The organism is Streptomyces sp. GQ60 (assembly GCF_059758875.1).
The window spans coordinates 66,723-85,463 of sequence record NZ_JCAXEG010000009.1; the positions used below are offsets into that span (position 1 = coordinate 66,723).

The following is an 18,741-nucleotide window of genomic DNA, read 5'->3' on the forward strand; positions in this document are numbered from 1 at the left end:
CCGCGGGCCCGGCCGAGACCGCGAGCCGCGTGGCCGCGTCGGGCGGGCCGCTGTCCGTCGGACGCGGCGCCGCGCACGCGGGCGTTCCCGTCCCGGCCGGCGACGCCGGAGCGGGCAGTGTGACGGCGACCGGCCGCCCCGGCCCCGGACCCGACCGGGGCGCTGGCGCTCCGGGTCCCGACGGGGCCCGTTCGGGGATCGGGGGCGCGCTGGCCAAGGCGGCTGCCGTGACGGCCGGGCTGACCGCCGCCGGGGCGGTGTTCGGGCTGGTCCGCGACCAGACCATCGCGCACCTCTTCGGAGCCGGGCACGACAGCGACGCCTTCCTCATCGCCTGGACCGTCCCCGAGATGGCCTCGACGCTGCTCATCGAGGACGCCATGGCCCTGCTGATGGTGCCCGCGTTCAGCCACGCCCTGGCCCGCCGGGCCGCCAGCAGGGCCGGGCTCACCCGCCGGGAGGCCCGCGCGCAGGATCCCGTACGGCTGCTCGTCGGGGCCACGCTGCCCCGGCTGCTGGTGCTCCTGGCCGCCGTCGCGTCCGTGCTCATCGTCGCCGCGCCCCTCGTGGTGGGCGTGCTCGCGCCGGGGCTGCCCGACCCCGGGCTCGCCGTCGAATGCACGCGGCTGACCGCCCTGAGCGTGCTGTCCTTCGGGATCGCCGGTTACTTCAGCGCCGCCCTCAGGGCACACCGCTCCTTCGTTCCGCCCGCCGCCATCTACGTGTCGTACAACGTCGGCATCATCGGGACCATGGTCGCCCTGCACTCCCTGTGGGGGGTGCGCGCCGCCGCCGCCGGCGTCGCCGCGGGCGGGGTCCTGATGGTCCTGGTCCAACTGCCCGCCTTCATCCGCAACGTGGGCTTCGGGCCGACCCGGGCCAAGGGCGCCCCGCGCAGCCAGCGCGACCGGGACCGGCCGACCCTGATCGCCTTCGGGGTCATTGCCCCGGTCATCTTCTTCGCCGTGTTCCGGCAGTCCCAGGTGCTGGTCGAGCGGTTCCTCGCCGCCGGGCTGCCGCCCGGCGCCATCTCGCACCTCAACTACGCCCAAAAAGTCGCGCAGATGCCGATGGTGCTCTCCCTGATGATCTGCACCGTCACCTTCCCCGTCGTCGCCCAGGCCATGGCCGGCGGCGAACGGGACAAGGCCCGCCGGCGCGTCGAGCGGGACCTCGCGCTCGCCTCGCTCGCCGTGCTCATGGGCGCCGCACTCGTCATCGGGTACGCGCCCCAGATCATCCAAGTCCTCTTCGAACGCGGAGCGTTCACCCACGCCGACACCCGGGCCACCGCCTCCGTCATGCGGGTCTACGGCCTCGGCCTGCTCGGCCACTGCCTCGTCGGGGCGCTATCGCGGCCCTTCTTCTCCACCGCCCGGCCCATCTGGTTCCCGGCCCTCGCCATGGGCGCCGGGCTCCTCGTCAACATCGTCGCCGGAGCCTTCGCCGTCGGCTGGTGGGGCACCTACGGGATCGCCGCCGCCAACGCCGCGGGCATCTCCACCACCGCAGTGCTGCTGCTCACCGGCCTCGGCTCGCGGATCATCGCCATCCAGGTCCGCCGGGTCGCCGTCAGCATCGGCCGGCTCTCCGTCGCGGCCCTCGCCGCCTGCGCCACCGGCTGGATCGCCGGGCCGATGATCCCCGACCCGCTGGTCAGCGCCGCCCTCGGCTGCCTGCTGGTCCCGGCCATGTTCGGAGCCACCGGCATGGCCATACGGGCCCTGGAGGTCACCGCCCTGCCGGGCCAGCTCGCCCAGCTCACCGCTCACCTCACCTCCCAGCTCACCCAGAGGTTCCGCAATGTCCGCTGACACCGAAACGGCGCGCCCCGCCGCGGCCTCCGCCGGCCGCCGCACCGGCACGCCGTGGGTCCTGATGTACCACTCCGTCGCCGAGTTCACCGATCCCGCGGAGGACCCGTACGGCATCACCGTCACCCCGCACGCGCTGGAGGCCCAGCTGCTGTGGCTGCGCTCCCGGGGACTGCGCGGGGTGTCCGTCGGCGAGCTGCTGCGGGCCCGCGCCGCCGGGCGGGGCGCCGGGCTGGTCGGGCTGACCTTCGACGACGGCTACACCGACTTCCTGACCCGCGCGCTGCCGCTGCTGCGCCGCTACGACTGCACCGCCACCCTCTTCGTCCTGCCCGGGCGGCTCGGCGTGGACAACGTCTGGGACCCGCTGGGCCCCCGCAAGCCCCTGCTCACCGCCGAGGGCATCCGCGAAGTCGCCGCCGCCGGACAGGAGATCGGCTCGCACGGGCTGCTCCACCAGGACCTCACCGCGGCCCCCGACGACGTACTGCAGCAGGAGCTGCGCGGCAGCCGCGAGCTGATCCGGGAGCTGACGGGGACGCTGCCCGCCGGATTCTGCTACCCGTACGGGCACCTCGACGCGCGGGTCGTCGCCGCGACCCGGGTCGCCGGGTACGGGTACGCCTGCGCCATCGACCCCGGCCGCCTCGCGGGCCCCCACGCGATGCCCCGTACCCACATCAGCCAGGCCGACGGCGGGCCGCGCCTGCGGATCAAGCAGGTGCGCCACCAGGTGCGGGAGCTGCGCCGGGCGGTGCGCCTGTGAGCCCCGGGAAGGTGCTGCACGTCATCACGGGACTCGGCGTCGGCGGCGCCGAACAGCAACTGCGGCTGCTCCTACGGCACATGCCGATGCGCTGCGACGTCCTGACGCTGACCAACCCGGGGCCGGTCGCGGAGGGGCTGCGCGCGGACGGGGTCCGAGTGGTCCATCTCGGCATGCGCGGCAACCGCGACCTGGGGGCGGTGCCGAAACTGGCCAAGTTCATCCGGCGGGGCCGCTACGACCTGGTCCACACGCACCTGTACCGGGCCTGCGTCTACGGGCGCCTCGCGGCCCGGCTCGCGGGCGTACGGGTGAGCGTGGCGACCGAACACTCCCTGGGAGAGGGCGAGATCGAGGGCCGGCCGCTGTCGGGCGGGGTCCGCGCCCTGTACCTGGCGAGTGAGCGGCTGGGCGCCGCGACCGTGGCCGTATCGGACACGGTGGCGGCCCGCCTGGAGGCCTGGGGGGTGCCGGCGGGGCGGGTGCACGTGGTGCCGAACGGGATCGAAGCCGTGCGGTTCCGCTTCGACGAGGGCGTACGGCGGGCCACCCGGACCCGGACCGGCCTGCCCGAGCGGGCCTTCGTGGTCGGCGGCGTCGGCCGGCTGGTGCCGGGGAAGCGGTTCGACGTCCTGGTCCGGGCGGTGGCGGCGCTGCCCGGCGCGCACTTGCTGCTGGCCGGGGACGGGCCGGAGCGGGCCGCGCTGCGGCGGCTCGCCGCCGAGCTGGGGGCGCAGAGCCGGATCCACCTCCTGGGGGAGCGGGACCCGCTGGGTGACAGCGCGGACGGGCGGACCCCGGGGATCCCGGCGCTGCTCGCGGCGATGGACGTGTTCGTGTCCCCTTCGCGGGAGGAGGCGTTCGGACTCGCGGTGATCGAGGCGCTGGCGGCGGGGCTGCCGGTGCTGCACGTCACCTGCCCGGCGATCGACGACCTGCCCGCGGCGCAGGCGCCGGGGGCGCGGCGGATCGGCACCGGCGGCGAGGAGCTCGTCGCGGCGCTGCGGGGGCACATGGAGGCCGGTGCCCGGCGGCTGCCGCCGCCCGGGGTGGTGCGGCGCTACGACATCGCGCGGAGCGCGGCGCAGCTGCTGAACGTGTACGACCTCGCGCTGGCCGCTCCGCCCGCCGGGTCCCGGGGTGCGGCGCCGTTGCCGGGGACCGGCCCCCGGACCCCTGCTCCTCACAGGCCGGAGGGGCTGGACTTGACGCCGGCGGGCCGGGACGTGGCCGCCGGTGGCCGCGCCGACGACGGCCCGCCGGGGCCCGCCGCCGGTGGCGACATCGGCTGATCCGAGCCCGCAGGGGTCCGCACCGGGCCCCGAAGCAAGCACCCGTCCACCAGGAAAGAGGTACGCACATGGCGGACACCGCCGAACCGAAGAAGTCCACCCACCGCCGCCGGGTACGGCTGCTGCCACCGCCCGCGTGGTGGCCGCTGCCCGCCGCCGCGCTGCTGGGGCTCGCCGCCGGCGGGGCGTACGGGGTGCTCAAGGCGCCGGAGTACGCCGCCACGAGCTACGTCGTCGCGGTCCCCGACGACACCACCGAGCCCGCCACCGCCCTCGGCTTCGCCCAGGCCTACGCCCGCATCGCCACCAGCAGTTCGACCCTCGCGTACGCCCAGCCCCGCGCGGGCATCGGCGCGGCGAAGCTGCGGGCCCAGGTCCGCGCCGAGACCTCACCCGAGTCCCCGATGATCGCCATCACCGGCACCGCGAAGAGCGCGAGCGAGGCCGCGGACATCGCCAACGCCGTGGCCGACGCCCTGTCGCTGAGCAGCAACCAGGCCGCCAAGAACACCGGCGTGCAACTGCTCCTCTTCAACCAGGCCGTCGCGCCCAGCGACCCCGCCTCCGCGTCCCCCGCCCTCAGCGGGGCGGTCGGCCTGTGCGCCGGCGGCCTGCTGGGCGGGCTGTGGATGCTGGCCCGGCCGGCCGGCCGGCGCCGTGACGAGCGAGCCGCCGCGCAGGTGGTGCAGGGTCCCGTCGCGGAGGCCGTCGAGGAGTACGCCTCGCTGCCCGCGCAGGGCGAGCCGGCCGCGGCCAAGGAGAAGGAGTCGGTGCGATGACCTCGGGCTCCGCCGGGGCCCTGGCGGTGACGCTGTGCCGCGATCCCCGGCAGTTCGCCGCGCTGGAGGAGCCGTGGAACCGGCTCGCCCGCGGCTGTCCCACCGCCACTCCGTTCCAGAGCCACGCCTGGCTGCACTCCTGGTGGCTGTCCTACGGCAAGGAAGGCCGGCTCCGCGTCGTCCTCGTGCGGCGGGGGGAGGAGCTGGTCGGCGCGGCCGCGCTGATGCTCGTACACCGGCCGCTGCCGCTGCTCGTCCCGCTCGGCGGGGGCATCACCGACTACTTCGACGTGCTCGTGGCCGCGGAGTACGCCGACCAGGTCGTCCCGGCCCTGGCCAACGGCCTGCACCGGGCGGCCCGGGGCGCGGTCGTCGACCTGCGCGAGGTACGGCCCGGGGCCGCCGCCGAGGCCGTGTACGCGGCCTGGCCCGGGGTCGGCAGCAAGCTCGCCGACTCCACCTGCATGGAGCTGCCGGCCATGCCCTTCGACGAGCTGGTCAGGCGGATGCCGTCCTCCGGCGCCCAGCGGGTGCGGGCCAAGCTCCGCAAGACCGACGCGGCGGGGATCGAGGAGCACGAGGTCACCGAGCAGGAAGTGCCGCGAGCGGTACGGACCTTGCTGCGGCTGCACGAGAAGCAGTGGCGCGGCCGCGGGGTGACCCCCGAACACCTCAAGCCCCGCTTCGCCGAACACCTGACCCGGGCCACGCGGCGGATGGTGCGCGCCGGGGAGGGGCGGCTGGCCGAGTTCCGGCTCGACGGGAAGGTGGTGGCCGCCAACCTCACCCTGCTCTCGGGCGCGCTCAGCGGCGGCTACCTCTACGGCGCCGATCCCGATCTGCGCGACCGGAAGGTCGACGTGGCCACGCTGCTGCTGCGCTACGAGACCACCCGCGCGCTCGCCGAAGGCCGCCCGGTGGTGAGCTTCCTGCGCGGCAACGAACCGTACAAGAACCACTGGCGGCCGCAGACGGTGGTCAACCAGCGCTTCCTGCTGGCGACGGCCGCGCTCGCACCCCTGCTGCGACTGCACGAGTCGCAGGTGACGGGGCGCGAGCGGGCGGTGGACGTCCTGCGGGAGGCGCTGCCGGCCGCCAGGGACTGGCGGGCGCGGCTCAACGAACTGCGGGTCCGATGACCCGGACGCCCCGCCTAGAAGGGCCAGAAGCCGCCGGCCTCCTTGCCCCAGTCGACCTTGACGCAGACCGACTGCTTGCCGACCAGCTTGGAGAGCCATTCGCCGAAGTTGATCGGCACGCACCACTCGGTGCTGTTGACGGGCGGTACGGGCGGGGTCGTCGGCTTGGGCGGCTGGGACGGCTCCGGCTTCGGGACGATCGGCGAGGGCACCGGCGACGGCAGCTCGGGATCCGGCTTGGGCACGACGGGGCTGGGGCTGGGGCTCGGACTGGCGCTCGGGCTGGCGCTCGGGCTCGGCACCTCCGGGACGACCGGGCTCGGGACCAGCGGGCTGGGGACGGCCGGGCTGGGCTCGGCCGGGACCTCAGGACTCGGGACCACGGGCGAGGGCGTCGGGACGACCGGGCTCGGGAGCGCCGGGCTGGGGACGGCCGGGCTGGGGACGGCCGGGCTGGGCTCGACGGGGCTCGGGCTCGGAATGACCGGGCTCGGGACCAGCGGGCTGGGCTCGACGGGGCTCGGGCTCGGGACCTCCGGGCTGGGGAGCACGACCGGCGGGGTGACGACCGGCGTCGGGATCTCCGGCGTGGGGACCTGCGGGGTCGGGACGACCGGCGTGGGCACCACGGGGGTCGGGATGACCGGAGTCGGGACGACCGGCGTCGGGACGACGGGGGTCGGGATCACCGGGTCGGGCCGCTTCGGGGTCAGCGCCTCGCGGAAGACCTTCGTCGAGGCCGGGTTCTGCTTGCACTGCCAGACGCCGTGCGGGCAGTAGTCGGTGATGGTGTGGTAGAGCGGCTTCTGCTTCTCGATCCACTGCAGCATGCGCCGCATGTACTCCGGGTTGTCCCCGTTGCGGAACAGCCCCCACTCCGGGTACGAGATCTCTTTGCCGTGTGCTCGCGCGAAATCGACGTGCTGCTGGAGCCCGTACGGCTGGCTGATCTGCTCGTCGAAGTTCCGGCCGGGTGCCTGGTCGTACGAATCCATCCCGATGATGTCGACCACGTCGTCGCCCGGGTAGCACTTGGTCCAGCCGATCGCGTCCGTGCCGCGGTTCGGGGCGAAATCGAACTTGAACTTCTGGCCGGGCACGGAGCGCATCGCGTTGACGACGCGCTTCCAGTACGCCTTCCAGTTCTCCGGATCGGGACCGCAGCGGTGGGTGTACGTGGTGCCGTTCATCTCCCAGCCGAGCACGATCACCGTGTCCGGGACGCCCAGCGCCACCAGCCGTTCGGCGAGCTTCTTGAAGTGCCGGTCGTACTGGCCGTCCGCGCCCGCCCGGATCAGCTGGACCACCTGGTAGTCGGGGACCCGTGCCTCGTTCCGCTCCTGCATGGGCACGTTGAGGACGAACAGCCGGTCGTCCCGCTGGCGCCGCCACTGCGCCCAGTCGTCGAGGAAACTGACGTTGCCCTCGATGCCGGCCCACTGGTCGCCGGGCAGATAGGTGTGCCCGACCCGGATCTCCTTGCCGCCCAGCCAGTTCGACAGGAACGGGATGCGGGCCACGCCGGGCGGCCCGTAGTCGAGGTAGGCGCCCATGGCGGTACCGGAGTCCTTGCCCTCTTCCTCGGGGGCCGCGAGGGCGGCCCCGGTGGCGAGCAGTCCGGCCGTCACCGTGCCGATGCAGGTGCTCGCCAGTCGGCGGCGTGGTCTGGGCATGGCGTCTCCCGAGCTTTCCTGAATCGGTGTGCTTACCAGAGACGTTAGGCATCACATCTGACGAATGGCCTGTCCGGTGACCTCCGCCTAGGCCATTCGCACGTGCGCACCGTCCCCGCTTGGTCCGACTAGGTGAAAGACACCGTTCCCATGCACGCGCATCCCAGCCAAGTGCCCGCAGTTCTGCTCAGACTCGATCGGAATCCGTTCCACCACGGAACCCTCGGCGCCGTCAGATCCCTTGGGCGCACGGGTGTGGAGGTCCATGCCGTCGTCGAGGCCGGGGGAGGTCCCATGGGGCGTTCGCGCTACCTGCGCGCCGTACATCCCGGCCCCTCCGGCGGACTCGACGCCGAGGCGCCCGAGGCGCTGCTGGAGTGCCTGACCGGGGTCTCGGAACTGATCGGCCGTCCGGCGGTGCTCATCGCGATGGACGACCTCAGCGCGATCGCGGTGTCCCGGGTCGCGCCGATGCTGACGGACCGTTTCCGGATTCCCCATCAGCCCGACGACCTGCCGGCGCGGGTGGCGGACAAGGCCGAGCTGTCGCGGCTCTGCGCCCGGTGGGACGTACCGCACCCGGAGACCGTGATCCCGGCGAGCGGGGCCGAGGCGGCGGAGGCCGCGTGGCGGCTGGGGCTCCCGGTGATCGCGAAATGGAGCCGGCCCTGGCTGCTGCCCCCGGGGACGGACCTGCGCAGCACCACCCTGCTGCACGCGGCCGCCGAGGCGCGGCGGCTGTACGAGCGCTCGGCGGAGGCGGGGAGCCGGCTGCTGCTCCAGCGGTTCCTGCCGGCCGGGCCGGACACCGACTGGTTCTTCCACGGCGCGTTCGCCCGGGGCGGGCGCCCGCTGATCACCGGGTCGGGGCGCAAGGAACTCTCCTGGCCGGTGCGGACGGGGCTGACGGCGGTCGGGCGGTGGCTGCCGGATCCGGCGGTGGAGGAGGCGGGGCTGCGGCTCGCCGAGCGGCTCGGCTACCAGGGGATCCTGGACCTGGACTTCCGCCGGGACGAGCGGGGCGTCTTCCGGCTGGTGGACTTCAACCCCCGTCCCGGGGCGCAGTTCCGGCTCTTCACGGACGCGGGCGGACTGGACGTGGTCCGGGCGATGTACCTGGACCTGACGGGCCAGCGGGTCCCGGAGCCGTCCGGCGGGCCGGGCCGGGTCTTCGTGGCGGAGAACTACGCCCTGCTCGCGGCGGTACGCGGCGGCTCGCTGCCGCGCCGGGGCCGGGGCCGGGAGCGGGGGCAGGTGGAGGCGGCGTGGTTCGCGGCCGACGACCCGATGCCGTTCCTGGCGATGCTCGCCGCCTTCCTGGGGCGGGGTGCGGTCAAGGGCGTGCGGGTGCTGCGCGGGGTCCCCGCGCAGGGCCGCCGGACGGCCCGGGCGGTGGTCCGCGCCCCGCGCCAGCGGGGCCGCGAGCTGCCCCCGCCCGCCGAGGTCGGCGGCTCCGGCGGGCCCGGCCCCCGGTCCGCCCCGCCGGAGGCACCGGCGGAGCCGGACGAGCTGGTGACGCGGTGAGGTCGGGCGGCCCGGGCCGGGCCAGGGTGGCGTCGGCCGCGGGGCGCTCGGGGCGTCAGGGCGCAGGGGCGTAGGCGCGTAGGGGCGTAAAGGCGCGGGCGTCGCAGGACGCGGGCGCGGCAGTGGGCGAACCATGAGGCTGGAGGGACTGCGGTGACACGGATGGACGACCTCGTGGTGGTCGGAGCGGGGCCCTACGGGCTGTCGATCGCCGCGCACGCGGCCGGTGCGGGGCTCGGGGTGCGGATCCTCGGGCGCCCCATGGCCTCCTGGCGGGACCACATGCCCGAGGGCATGTACCTCAAGTCGGAGCCCTGGTCCTCCAACCTGTCGGCGCCCGACGGGCGTTACACGCTGGCCGAGTACTGCGCGAGCCGCGGGATCGTCGCCGAACACGGAACTCCACTGCCCATCGGGACGTTCAGCGCGTACGGGCTCTGGTTCGCCCGGCACGCCGCACCCCCGGTGGAGGAGGCGACCGTCACCGAAATCACCCCCCAGGGCGGGGGTTTCCGGATCCGCACCGCCGAGGGGCCGCCGCTGCTCGCCCGGACCGTCGCGCTGGCCGTGGGCGTGATGCCGTTCGTCCGGTACCCCGAGGCGCTACGGGAGCTGCCCGAGGCGCACTACTCGCACAGCAGCGGCCACCGCGACCTGACCCGCTTCGCCGGCCGCGAGGTCGCCGTGCTCGGCGCCGGGCAGGCGGCCCTGGAGACCGCGGCCCTGCTCGCGGAGAACGGGGCCCGGCCGTGCCTCGTGGCCCGTCGCTCCCGGCTGAACTGGAACACCGTCCCGCAGCCGCTGCGCCGGCCCCCGCTGCGCGCCCTGCGCGATCCGCACAGCGGCCTCGGCACCGGCTGGCGGAGCTGGGCCTGGTCGGAGCTGCCCTGGGCGGTGCGCCGGCTGCCCGCCCCCACTCGGGAGCGGATCGCGGCGACCGCGCTGGGGCCGGCCGGGGCCTGGTGGCTGCGGGAGCGCTTCGAGCGGCGGGTCCCGGTCCTGCTCGGGCACCGGTTGCTGCGGGCGGTCCCGGCGGGCGGTCGGACCCGGCTCGGGCTGTCCACCGCCGCCGGGGAATCCGTCGTGCTGGACACCGCGCACGTGATCGCGGCGACCGGCTTCTCCCCGGACCTGGCCCGGCTGGAGCTGCTCGACGCGGGGTTGCGGGCCGCGCTGGCGACCGTGGGGGAGGGCGGGACGCCGGAGCTGAGCTCCGGCTTCGAGTCCTCGTGGCCGGGACTGTTCTTCGCGGGGCTGCTGACCGCTCCCTCATTCGGCCCTTCCATGCGATTCGTGCACGGCGCCGGCTTCACGGCGGGGAGACTGGTGTCAGGCGTCCGCAAGCGTCTGGGGGCCCGGAGCCCGCTGACGGGTTCCACCGGTGCGCCCCGGACCGACCGGGCTCCGACCGCCGGGCACAGAGCGTGAGAGCCAGTCACACGACGTGAGAGGGGTCCGCGATGAGCGACGAGCGCGCACAGGGCGGCGGCCGGGGCTGGGTGAGGATTCCGGCCAGCCGCGCGGAACAGCCCGGCACGACGAGGGCGGCGCCCCCTCCGCCCTACGCGCAGTCCCCGTACGCGCAGTCCCCGTACGCACAGTCCGCCTCCGCGTACGCGCAGGACTCGTATCCTCAGGACCCCTACCCGCACGGCCGGCACGCGCAGGCCCAGCACGCGCAGGCCCCGTACGACCCCTCGATGATCTATCTCTCGCTCGTCAAGCGCTGGCAGGAGGCCGGACGGACCCTTCCGGGGCATCCTGACGAGGAGTGGGAGCGGCTCATTTCCCAGCCGTGCTGGCCCGGCCGTTAGGTGGTGTGAGTCTCGTGGCAGCGGCGGAGCGACGCGACAGACCGGAGGCTCCCGGGGGCGCGGGGAGCGCCGGAAGCCCCCGGAGCCCCCGGAGCAGCCCCGGTGAGCGGCTCGCGCTCAACGGCATGGGCAGCTTCGAGTGGGACCTCGGCGCCGGGACCCTGGCCATGGACGAGGCCGGGATGGCTGTCTTCGACCTGGATCCGGAGGACTTCGACGGCACCCCCGACAGCCTGGGGCTGCGGATCCCGCTCGACGACACCGCGCGGCTCCGGGAGACCGTCCAAGGCGTCCTGGACGGCGGGGAGGAGACGTACGGCCAGTACTTCACGGTGCAGCGGCGCGACGGCCGCGACCAGTGGACGCACACCCAGGGCCGGGTCCTGCGGGACGCGGAGGGGCGCCCGGTGCGGATCGTCGGCATCGTCCGGGACGCGACGGCCGAGCTCGCCCACCTCACGGTGCTGCGCAAGCTGGAGTCGGCCCGCGCCCAGCAGGCGACCATCGTGCAGCGGACCACGGAGGCCCTGTCGCGGGCGGTGACGGTCGACGACGTGACGGCCACGCTGACGGGCGCGGGGGCGCTGGAACGGCTCGGTGTCGACGGGATGGCGCTCGGGCTGGTCGAGGGCGGTCACATCAAGATCATCGCGTTGAGCGGGGAGTCCCTGGAGATCCTCAGCGAGCGCAAGTTCACCCGGCTGGACGGCTCGCTGCCGCTGTCGCAGGCGGTGCTCAGCAGGAAGGCGCGGTTCGTCACCTCGCTGACGGAGCTGGCGCAGGAGTTCCCCCTGCTCGCCGACTACCTGGGCCGCATCCAGTACGACGCGGCCGCCTACCTCCCGCTCATCGCGCAGGCCGAGGCCATCGGCGGCCTGGTGCTCTTCTACCGCCGCCGCACCGGCTTCAGCCCCGAGGAGCGCAACCTCTGCCTGGGCCTTGCGGGCATCGTCGCCCAGTCGCTCCAGCGGGCGCTCCTCTTCGACCAGGAGCGCGAGTTCGCCACCATGCTGCAGGCCGCCATGCTGCCGCGCCGGATCCCCGAGATCATCGGAGGGGAGATCGCCGTGCGCTACCACTCGGCCTGGAGCGGACGCGAGGTCGGCGGCGACTGGTACGACGTGATCGCGCTGCCCCGCGACCGCGTCGGCATCGTCGTGGGCGACGTACAGGGCCACGACACGCACGCCGCCGCCATCATGGGCCAGCTCCGCATCGCGCTGCGGGCCTACGCGGGGGAGGGGCATCCGCCCTCCACCGTGCTGGCGCGCGCCTCCCGCTTCCTGGCCGAGCTGGACACCGAACGGTTCGCGACCTGCATGTACGCACAGGTCGACCTGGAGACCGGAGGCGTACGGGCGGTCCGCGCGGGCCACCTCGGACCGCTGATCCGGCACACGGACGGGCGAACGGGCTGGCCCAACGTGCGCGGCGGCCTGCCGCTCGGGCTGGCCACGGTCTTCGAGCAGGAGGAGTTCCCCGAGACCCGGCTCGACCTGGTCCCCGGCGAGACCCTCGTGCTGTGCACCGACGGGCTCGTGGAGGAGCCCGGCACCGCCATCACCCAGGGCATGGAGGCCCTCGCCCACGCGGTCCGCAGCGGCCCCCAGGAGGCCGGGGCGCTCGCCGACCACCTCTCGGACCGGCTGTGGGAGCGCTGGGGCTCCGGCGACGACGTGGCCCTGCTGGTGCTGCGCCGGGCCCCGGACCCGGGTACCCACCGGGCGCCGCGCATCCACCAGTACGTCCACCAGGCGGACCCGGAGGGGCTCTCCGAGGCCCGCTACGCCCTGCGCCAGGCGCTGCGCGACTGGGGCATGCCGGAGCTCGCCGACGACGTGGAGCTGGCGGCGGGCGAGCTGCTGGTCAACGCCCTGCTGCACACCGAGGGCGGAGCGGTGGTGACGATGGAGGTGCTGCCGGAGTCGGTCAGGCGGATCCGGCTGTGGGTCAAGGACCGCTCCAGCGTGTGGCCGCGGCGGCGGACCCCGGGGGAGTCGGCGACCACGGGCCGCGGGCTGCTGCTGGTGGACGCGCTGGCCACGCACTGGGGGGTGGAGTCCCGGGGCGACGGCAAGGCGGTGTGGTGCGAGTTCGACGCGGCGGGCAGCGCGGCGCGGAGCGCGCCGTGAGGGAGGGACCGGGGCACCGCGCGAGGCTGCGGATTGTGACGGGGCGCTCACGTCGAGTTGTGGGGCGGTGGGGGCGGGGTGATGATGCCGCCATGGAACGGTTTCTGTGGAACCTCCCGTGCGCCGGCTGAGCAAGCGCGCGGTGACGAGCCTCCTGGCGCTGCTGCTGTGCGCGGCCGGGGCGGCGACGGCGGTGGACTGGTCGACCGGGCGCCCGGACACGGACCCGGGGTGTCAGACGGTGGCCTTCATGTCGATGACGGGCGAGGCGCCGGCGTGCCGTTGAGCGTCCGCTCGCGGTGGCGGTCGCAGTCGCGGTCGCGGTGACGGTCCGGGGCCGGTGACGGGCCCCGTCCGGCTTCGGCCGGCGCCCGGGTCCCGGTAGCGGCGGCTACCGGAGGGGCGTACGCGCGCACCGCGGGCGGCGGCTAGCGGTGGTCGATCACCCGGACCGGGCGGGCGTCGCGCGCGACGGTGTCGATCGACCGGGGCAGCAGGCCGCTGCCGAACCGGATCTCCTGCAGTTCGGCCTTGGCCAGTGCCTCGCCGGCGTGCACGGACGGGGTGAGCCGGAGCGTGCCGTGCGCCGACCAGTCGTGCACCGTGCCGTCGCACCGGGCGTCGCCGCCGCCGATGCTGAGGCGGACGTCCTCCTGCTCGATGGTCGCCTTGATCTGCACCGCTCCCGAGAGTGACGGAGCGGTGCAGTGGTACTCACCGAAAAGGTGGATCGTGCCGTCGGGGGCGATGTGGGCTTCCGACGATACGTAAATGTCACTGGCGCGGGGCGCGGCATTCACCGGGGCGGTGAATACCGCCGTGGCGCCCAGTGCGGCGAGTGCGGCCAAGGCCATGCGGGGGCCGGTCGCGGCCATCGTTCCTCCTGTTGGGCGAGATGTGCGAGGGGTTGCGGAATTCCGCCGGAACGCATTGTGCTGGCATATGGAGGTCAATGCGTTCCGCGGGATCGTGTCGGTGTGTGCAATTGCCCGCTCGGGCGCGTGAGACTGACCGGAATACGTCCCCGAAGATCCCCGAAGGGATCCCGCATGCGTCAGCCCGCTCTTGCCACGGCCGCCCTCCTCCCGCTCCTGCTGTTCGGCGCCACGGCCTGCTCCGACGCCCCCGAAGGGGCCGCGCTCGCCCCGGCCGCGGTGCCCGCCGTGCCCGTGGACGACGGGGCGCCGGGCGTCGGGGACGATCCCGCCGCGGAGCGGGACGGGGTGGCCCGGGCCGTCTCGAAGGGCGCCCATGTGGGTGACTCCGTACGGGTCAGGGGCCGGGAGGTGGGACGTCACCTCCAGGTGGTGCTGGGCGCCTACGTCGATCCGGCGGTCAGCGTCGAGAAGAACTTCGCCCCGGCGGCGGGCAAGCGCTGGGTGGCCGCCTCGATGTCCTTCGTCAACGTCGGCGGGGCCTCGTACGGGGCCCTCGGGCGCATGTGGGCGCTCGACGGCGCGGGGCAGCGCCACCCGGTGGTGCCGACCGGGGAGCTCACGACCGGCAAACCGCTCGTCTTCGATTCGCTCGCGGTGGGTGAGCGGGCCGAAGGCTGGGTGGTGTTCGAAATTCCGGAAAACGCGCGCATCGTGCGGCTCCAGTACCAGGACGCGAACATGCAGGCGAATTCCGGAGGTGGATTCTGGGCGGTCTAGCCCGCCCGGGTGAAACGGCGTCAAAGGGCCGGTTCGGCGACCACTAAGGTGCGGCGCATGACTTCTACCCAGGCCGAACTCGACCGCTCCAAGCTCGGCACCCTTTCGGTGCTCGCGTGGATCGGCGACCCCGACGAGGCCCACGACATTCCCTATCTCCTCGCCTACATCCTCGGGGACGGACCCGACGGTCCCGAGGCGAGCGAGGCGGCCGCCCGCGGGCTGCTGGAGGAGATCGGCCTGCCCATCGGCGACGTGGTGATGGACGGGGTCCGCAACCCGGCCTCCTTCCCGGTGCAGATCCTCCTGGAGGGCAACCAGATCGCGCTGACCCTGCCGGGCATGAACGCGAAGTGCATCGCCCCGCCGGAGTGGGTCAAGGCGGCGGCCGACAGCGGGCAGGCGTACTTCCTCTTCGCCACCCGCGCCTGGCCCGAGGCGGTTCCCGGACAGCCGGTCGACGCCGAGACGCTGCAGGCGTTCGCGGGTGACGCCGAGGTGCTCAACCACAGCGCCCATGCCGTTCTCGCGGTGCGGCGCCTGCAGAGGTAGGGACCCGTACGCGATCCCCGTACGCGATTTCCGTACGCGACCCCGTACGCGCACGCGCGACGGCCCCCGCTCCGGCCGCCGGGCTCCCAGCCCGCCCGGTGGCCGGTCCGCCTCTTGCGGGCCGTCTCTTCGGGGCCGGCGCGTCGGGCCGGCGGGTCGGGCCGCTCGCCCGGTCTACGGCTGTTCGAAGGCGAAGCGCAGCGAGCGGACCCGGTTGTCGAAGCTGGACCCGGCCAGATCCGGCAGGCCGACCGCGCGCAGGCCGACCGGGCGGGTCAGCAGCTCGCGGAAGAGGGCCTTCATCTCCACCCTCGCCAGGTGCGCGCCCAGGCAGAAGTGCGGTCCGCCGCCGCCGAATCCCAGGTGCGGATTGGGGGAGCGGGTGATGTCGAAGGCGTCCGGGTCGGGGAAGACGGCATCGTCGCGGTTGGCGGAGGCGTAGTACAGCACCACCCTGTCGCCGGGGGTGAACGCGTGGCCGCCCAGGGTGTGTTCGGCGACGACGGTCCGGCGGAACTGGATGATCGGCGTGGAGTGGCGGATCATCTCGTCCACCGCGCCGTCCGCGTGCGCCTCGAAGTCCACCAGCAGCAGGTCGCGTTGGTCCGGGTGGTCGGTCAGCAGGGTCAGGCCGTGCGTGATGGCGTTGCGGGTGGTCTCCACTCCGGCGACCATCAACAGGGAGAAGAACGCGCCGAGTTGGCGGGCACCGAGCGCCTCGCCGTCCACGTTCGCGCAGACCAGGGCCGAGATCAGGTCGTCGGTCGGGTTCTCGCGCCGCTCCCGCCCGATCCCCGCCACCATCCGCTGCATCCGGGCCAGCGCCCGCAGTCCGCGTCCGGGCACCCGCAGCCGGGCCGCCAGGCCCCGCTCGACGCCGATGTTCTCGGAGGCGTGGTTGACGCGGTCGGCGATCTCGGCGCGGTAGCGCTCCGGGATGCCCATCATGTTGCAGATGACCTCCAGGGGCAGCTTCGAGGCCACCGCCTCGACGAACTCGTCCGGCCGCCGGTCCAGTACGTCGTCCACGATGCGTGCCGCCACCGCGTGGACGTCCTCCTCGGCGGCCGCCAGCAGCCGGGGGGTGAAGGCCCGCTGCACGATCTTGCGCAGCTGCGCGTGCTCGGCGCCGTCCAGATTGACCATCGAGTCCCCGAACAGCGCCCGAACCCACCGGGCCGGCTCGGGCGTCGTCACCCCGGGGGCGCTGGCGAACACCTTGGGCAGCCGGCTCGCCTCCTGCACGTCCGCGTGCCGTACGAGGGCCCAGTGCCCGCTGCCTTCGGGGACGAACACGGGGGAGTCCAGGGCCCGCAGGCGGGCGAAGGCGGCCAGCCGGTGGGCGGGGGGCGCCTGCCAGAAGGCCGGGTCGGCCAATTCCCTGCCGGGGGCTTGACCGGGGGCTTGGCCGGGGCGTTGTGCGGGGAGTGTCATGGGCTGAAAACGGTGCCGGGGGCGCGGGGGTGACGGTCCGGCGCGGCGCCGTTGCCGGGGGCTCCGCCCCCGGGCCCCCGCGCCTCAAACGCCGGCGGGGCTGGGTTTGGCCAAGGCCAGGCCGACCGCCACCGTCGCCGCCGCGACCAGGCCCGTGTACAGGACGGCGTACGTGCCCGTCCACGAGCAGGCCAGCACCGCGAGGGCGGAGACCGGCAGGGCCAGCTGCTGGGCGAGGCCCCGCTTGAAGTGACGGGAGTGCAGCAGCCAGACCATCAGCAGGAAGAGCGCGGTCGGGACGGTGACGGCCGCGTTCGCGGCGAGCTGCGAGACGTGTGCCTTGCCGACCGCCTGCTCCACGGCGACCTCGATGCCCGCGCCGATGGCCGCGCCCGAGGCGAAGATCAGCAGGTGCCCGTACCCCCACGGGATCGCCTCCCGGTTGGAGGTCAGGTGCTCGTGCATCGGCACCGCGAAGTAGATCCACCAGGCGGCGAAGACGATGAGCAGCCCGCCGGCCGCGATCGGCAGCAGCACGCCCAGCGCCTCGTGCTCGTCGAGCGCCGACTTCACGGCCACCGTGCTCGCCGCGATCGTCTCGCCGAGCACGATGATGGTGAACAGGCCGTAGCGCTCCACGATGTGGCGGGCGTGCCACGGTGTCTGGTGGCCGCGCTCGGCCACCACCGGAACCAGCAGCTCCGCGGCGGCCACGATCAGGAACAGCCAGCGCTTGGTGCTGTCCGGGGCGAACAGCAGCGCCACCCAGCCGGCCTGGCAGAGGACCAGCCCGGCCGCGTACTTCAGGGCCGCCGTGCGGGCCTCGCCGCTCTCGCTGGAGGCGGCGCGCAGCCACTGGGCGGTGAGCGCGACGCGCATGATCAGGTAGCCGATGACGGCCACCGTCCAGTCGTCCTGGTCGAACGCCCGGCTCACGCCCGCCGCGTAGACGAGCACGCCGGCGATCTGGACGAGCGTCGCGATCCGGTACGGCACGTCGTCGCAGTCGTAGGCGGAGGCGAACCACGTGAAGTTCATCCACGCCCACCACACGCCGAAGAAGACGAAGAAATAGCTGATCACGCCGGTGCCGGGATGGCCCTCGGCCAGCGCGTGCACGAGCTGGGCGCCCGCTTGCGCGATGGCGACGACGAAGCACAGGTCGAAGAACAGCTCCAGCGGGGTCGCGGCGCGGTGGCCCTCGTCCCGGCTGCGGGCGGTCATGGGTACGTAAGCCAGGGGCATACCGTCCAGGACAGCAGTCCTACGGGCCTCAGCAGGCGAGGCGCGCGGCCCTCAGGGCCCGGGTGCCCCGGGCGGACTCGTACCGGCCCAGGACGAGCCGGGCGAGGCGCGGGTGGTCGGCCAGTGGCTCCGAGACCGTCCAGGCGGCCGAGGTGTTCAGGGCGCGGGTGAAGCGGCCCGGGGCCAGCAGGTGCGCCGCCACCGCGATCCGTCGGTACCCGGCGGCCTGCAAGGAGGCCAGGGCCTCGGCGACGGTGGGCCCGGCGGAGGTGAGGTAGGCGGGGACGGCGGGGACGGGGGCGCCGCCGTCGTCGTACTCCAGCAGGGCGGCGAGCTGGGCCGCGCAGGCTTCCGTACCGGCGTTGCCGCCGGGGCGGGAGGAGCCGGCGCCGGCCACCACCACGGCGTCGGCCCGGGTGTACGGTCCGCGGCGCCGCTCGGCCTCGCGCAGCCGGCCGTGCAGGGCGCGGGCGACGTCGCGCTCGCCGCTGAGGCCTTCGGTGAGGACGCAGCCGGTGCCTGCCAGGACGGCGGGTATGTCGACGCGGCGGTGGAAGCCGTCGCCGAGCAGCAGCGGGACCACCACCGCGCGCGGGTGCTCCCGTACCACCTCGGCGAGCGAGGGGCGCTGCACGTCGAGGTGGCCGACCAGCGCGTGCACCCCGCTGATGGCCTCGACGGCGGCGACGAGCCGGTCGGTGGTGGCGGCGGCGTCGGGAACCGCGCTGCCGTGGACGGCGATGACGAGCATGTGGTCTGCCTCCCTGATCCGGCTGCGGGTCCTCCTCCCACGCTAGGCGCGGCGCCGGCCCGCGGGAGCCTGGCCAAGGGCCCTCTCGGCAGGTCGGAGGTCCTGTGTGGAAAGGGTCGTTTCCCCGTCCCAAGGGGGCCTTTTCGGGCGTTCGGGGGCGTGCGGCGGTCC

Annotated in this window: 17 protein-coding genes; 12 read left to right on the forward strand and 5 right to left on the reverse strand. The window is 74.4% G+C overall.

The window, feature by feature from the left end; all coding sequences use genetic code 11:
• The first annotated feature begins 50 nt into the window (after positions 1-50).
• The 5 genes from murJ (at position 51) to AC6CKD_RS22865 (ending at position 5,790) form a co-directional block, all read left to right on the forward strand.
• On the forward strand, positions 51-1,814 hold the full coding sequence (gene murJ, locus AC6CKD_RS22845; protein ID WP_498329711.1) for a murein biosynthesis integral membrane protein MurJ: 1,764 nt from the start codon (positions 51-53) through the stop codon (positions 1,812-1,814).
• Positions 1,804-2,580: a polysaccharide deacetylase family protein gene (locus AC6CKD_RS22850; protein WP_498329460.1), complete on the forward strand. Its 777-nt coding sequence runs from the start codon at positions 1,804-1,806 to the stop codon at positions 2,578-2,580. The genes murJ and AC6CKD_RS22850 overlap by 11 nt, the downstream gene beginning before the upstream one ends.
• Positions 2,577-3,872 carry a glycosyltransferase gene (locus tag AC6CKD_RS22855; RefSeq protein ID WP_498329462.1) on the forward strand — a complete coding sequence of 432 codons (1,296 nt, stop codon included), beginning with the start codon at positions 2,577-2,579 and terminating at the stop codon, positions 3,870-3,872. The genes AC6CKD_RS22850 and AC6CKD_RS22855 overlap by 4 nt, the downstream gene beginning before the upstream one ends.
• Positions 3,873-3,940: 68 nt before the next feature.
• Positions 3,941-4,651 (forward strand): YveK family protein, encoded by a 711-nt coding sequence (locus AC6CKD_RS22860; protein WP_498329464.1) that lies wholly within the window; start codon positions 3,941-3,943, stop codon positions 4,649-4,651.
• Positions 4,648-5,790 (forward strand): GNAT family N-acetyltransferase, encoded by a 1,143-nt coding sequence (locus AC6CKD_RS22865; RefSeq protein ID WP_498329466.1) that lies wholly within the window; start codon positions 4,648-4,650, stop codon positions 5,788-5,790. The genes AC6CKD_RS22860 and AC6CKD_RS22865 overlap by 4 nt, the downstream gene beginning before the upstream one ends.
• A 14-nt stretch (positions 5,791-5,804) precedes the next feature.
• On the opposite strand, the gene AC6CKD_RS22870 is transcribed toward AC6CKD_RS22865, so the two are convergent.
• Positions 5,805-7,463 carry a glycoside hydrolase family 26 protein gene (locus AC6CKD_RS22870; RefSeq protein WP_498329467.1) on the reverse strand — a complete coding sequence of 553 codons (1,659 nt, stop codon included), beginning with the start codon at positions 7,461-7,463 and terminating at the stop codon, positions 5,805-5,807.
• Positions 7,464-7,757: 294 nt separating this feature from the next.
• On the opposite strand from AC6CKD_RS22870, the gene AC6CKD_RS22875 reads away from it, so the two are divergent.
• From AC6CKD_RS22875 to AC6CKD_RS22895, 5 genes are all read left to right on the forward strand, one after another.
• Complete coding sequence (locus tag AC6CKD_RS22875; protein WP_498329469.1) at positions 7,758-8,987, forward strand: carboxylate--amine ligase; 1,230 nt, start codon at positions 7,758-7,760, stop codon at positions 8,985-8,987.
• Between the two features lie 162 nt (positions 8,988-9,149).
• A complete protein-coding gene (locus AC6CKD_RS22880) occupies positions 9,150-10,415 on the forward strand; it encodes an NAD(P)-binding domain-containing protein (protein ID WP_498329471.1) in 1,266 nt (421 codons plus the stop codon).
• A 32-nt stretch (positions 10,416-10,447) separates the two neighbouring features.
• A complete protein-coding gene (locus tag AC6CKD_RS22885) occupies positions 10,448-10,801 on the forward strand; it encodes a hypothetical protein (RefSeq protein WP_498329472.1) in 354 nt (117 codons plus the stop codon).
• A 125-nt stretch (positions 10,802-10,926) separates the two neighbouring features.
• A complete protein-coding gene (locus AC6CKD_RS22890) occupies positions 10,927-12,933 on the forward strand; it encodes a SpoIIE family protein phosphatase (RefSeq protein ID WP_498329474.1) in 2,007 nt (668 codons plus the stop codon).
• A 106-nt stretch (positions 12,934-13,039) separates the two neighbouring features.
• Positions 13,040-13,219 (forward strand): hypothetical protein, encoded by a 180-nt coding sequence (locus AC6CKD_RS22895; protein ID WP_478685010.1) that lies wholly within the window; start codon positions 13,040-13,042, stop codon positions 13,217-13,219.
• 142 nt (positions 13,220-13,361) lie between these two features.
• On the opposite strand, the gene AC6CKD_RS22900 is transcribed toward AC6CKD_RS22895, so the two are convergent.
• Positions 13,362-13,808, reverse strand: a complete 447-nt coding sequence (locus tag AC6CKD_RS22900) for a DUF6299 family protein (RefSeq protein ID WP_498329475.1) — start codon at positions 13,806-13,808, stop codon at positions 13,362-13,364.
• A 174-nt stretch (positions 13,809-13,982) separates the two neighbouring features.
• Between AC6CKD_RS22900 and AC6CKD_RS22905 the strand changes: the two genes are divergently transcribed.
• Together AC6CKD_RS22905 and AC6CKD_RS22910 are read left to right on the forward strand one after the other, a co-directional pair.
• Entirely contained in the window at positions 13,983-14,588 is a 606-nt protein-coding gene (locus AC6CKD_RS22905; protein WP_498329476.1) for a DUF4352 domain-containing protein, read from the forward strand.
• A 57-nt stretch (positions 14,589-14,645) separates the two neighbouring features.
• Entirely contained in the window at positions 14,646-15,140 is a 495-nt protein-coding gene (locus AC6CKD_RS22910) for a DUF5949 family protein (RefSeq protein WP_498329478.1), read from the forward strand.
• A gap of 174 nt (positions 15,141-15,314) precedes the next feature.
• On the opposite strand, the gene AC6CKD_RS22915 is transcribed toward AC6CKD_RS22910, so the two are convergent.
• The 3 genes from AC6CKD_RS22915 to AC6CKD_RS22925 form a co-directional block, all read right to left on the reverse strand.
• Positions 15,315-16,574 (reverse strand): cytochrome P450, encoded by a 1,260-nt coding sequence (locus tag AC6CKD_RS22915; protein WP_498329480.1) that lies wholly within the window; start codon positions 16,572-16,574, stop codon positions 15,315-15,317.
• A gap of 84 nt (positions 16,575-16,658) precedes the next feature.
• Positions 16,659-17,819: a low temperature requirement protein A gene (locus tag AC6CKD_RS22920; RefSeq protein ID WP_498329481.1), complete on the reverse strand. Its 1,161-nt coding sequence runs from the start codon at positions 17,817-17,819 to the stop codon at positions 16,659-16,661.
• A 28-nt stretch (positions 17,820-17,847) separates the two neighbouring features.
• Positions 17,848-18,570 (reverse strand): sirohydrochlorin chelatase, encoded by a 723-nt coding sequence (locus tag AC6CKD_RS22925; RefSeq protein WP_498329483.1) that lies wholly within the window; start codon positions 18,568-18,570, stop codon positions 17,848-17,850.
• Positions 18,571-18,741: the final 171 nt, after the last annotated feature.

Coding starts and splice junctions, on each gene's coding strand:
- AC6CKD_RS22850 (WP_498329460.1), top strand. CDS start 1,804: ATGTCCGCTGACACCGAAACGGCGCGCCCCGCCGCGGCCTCCGCCGGC.
- AC6CKD_RS22860 (WP_498329464.1), top strand. CDS start 3,941: ATGGCGGACACCGCCGAACCGAAGAAGTCCACCCACCGCCGCCGGGTA.
- AC6CKD_RS22865 (WP_498329466.1), top strand. CDS start 4,648: ATGACCTCGGGCTCCGCCGGGGCCCTGGCGGTGACGCTGTGCCGCGAT.
- AC6CKD_RS22870 (WP_498329467.1), bottom strand. CDS start 7,463: ATGCCCAGACCACGCCGCCGACTGGCGAGCACCTGCATCGGCACGGTG.
- AC6CKD_RS22875 (WP_498329469.1), top strand. CDS start 7,758: ATGGGGCGTTCGCGCTACCTGCGCGCCGTACATCCCGGCCCCTCCGGC.
- AC6CKD_RS22880 (WP_498329471.1), top strand. CDS start 9,150: ATGGACGACCTCGTGGTGGTCGGAGCGGGGCCCTACGGGCTGTCGATC.
- AC6CKD_RS22885 (WP_498329472.1), top strand. CDS start 10,448: ATGAGCGACGAGCGCGCACAGGGCGGCGGCCGGGGCTGGGTGAGGATT.
- AC6CKD_RS22890 (WP_498329474.1), top strand. CDS start 10,927: ATGGGCAGCTTCGAGTGGGACCTCGGCGCCGGGACCCTGGCCATGGAC.
- AC6CKD_RS22900 (WP_498329475.1), bottom strand. CDS start 13,808: ATGGCCGCGACCGGCCCCCGCATGGCCTTGGCCGCACTCGCCGCACTG.
- AC6CKD_RS22905 (WP_498329476.1), top strand. CDS start 13,983: ATGCGTCAGCCCGCTCTTGCCACGGCCGCCCTCCTCCCGCTCCTGCTG.
- AC6CKD_RS22910 (WP_498329478.1), top strand. CDS start 14,646: ATGACTTCTACCCAGGCCGAACTCGACCGCTCCAAGCTCGGCACCCTT.
- AC6CKD_RS22915 (WP_498329480.1), bottom strand. CDS start 16,574: ATGACACTCCCCGCACAACGCCCCGGCCAAGCCCCCGGTCAAGCCCCC.
- AC6CKD_RS22920 (WP_498329481.1), bottom strand. CDS start 17,819: ATGCCCCTGGCTTACGTACCCATGACCGCCCGCAGCCGGGACGAGGGC.
- AC6CKD_RS22925 (WP_498329483.1), bottom strand. CDS start 18,570: ATGCTCGTCATCGCCGTCCACGGCAGCGCGGTTCCCGACGCCGCCGCC.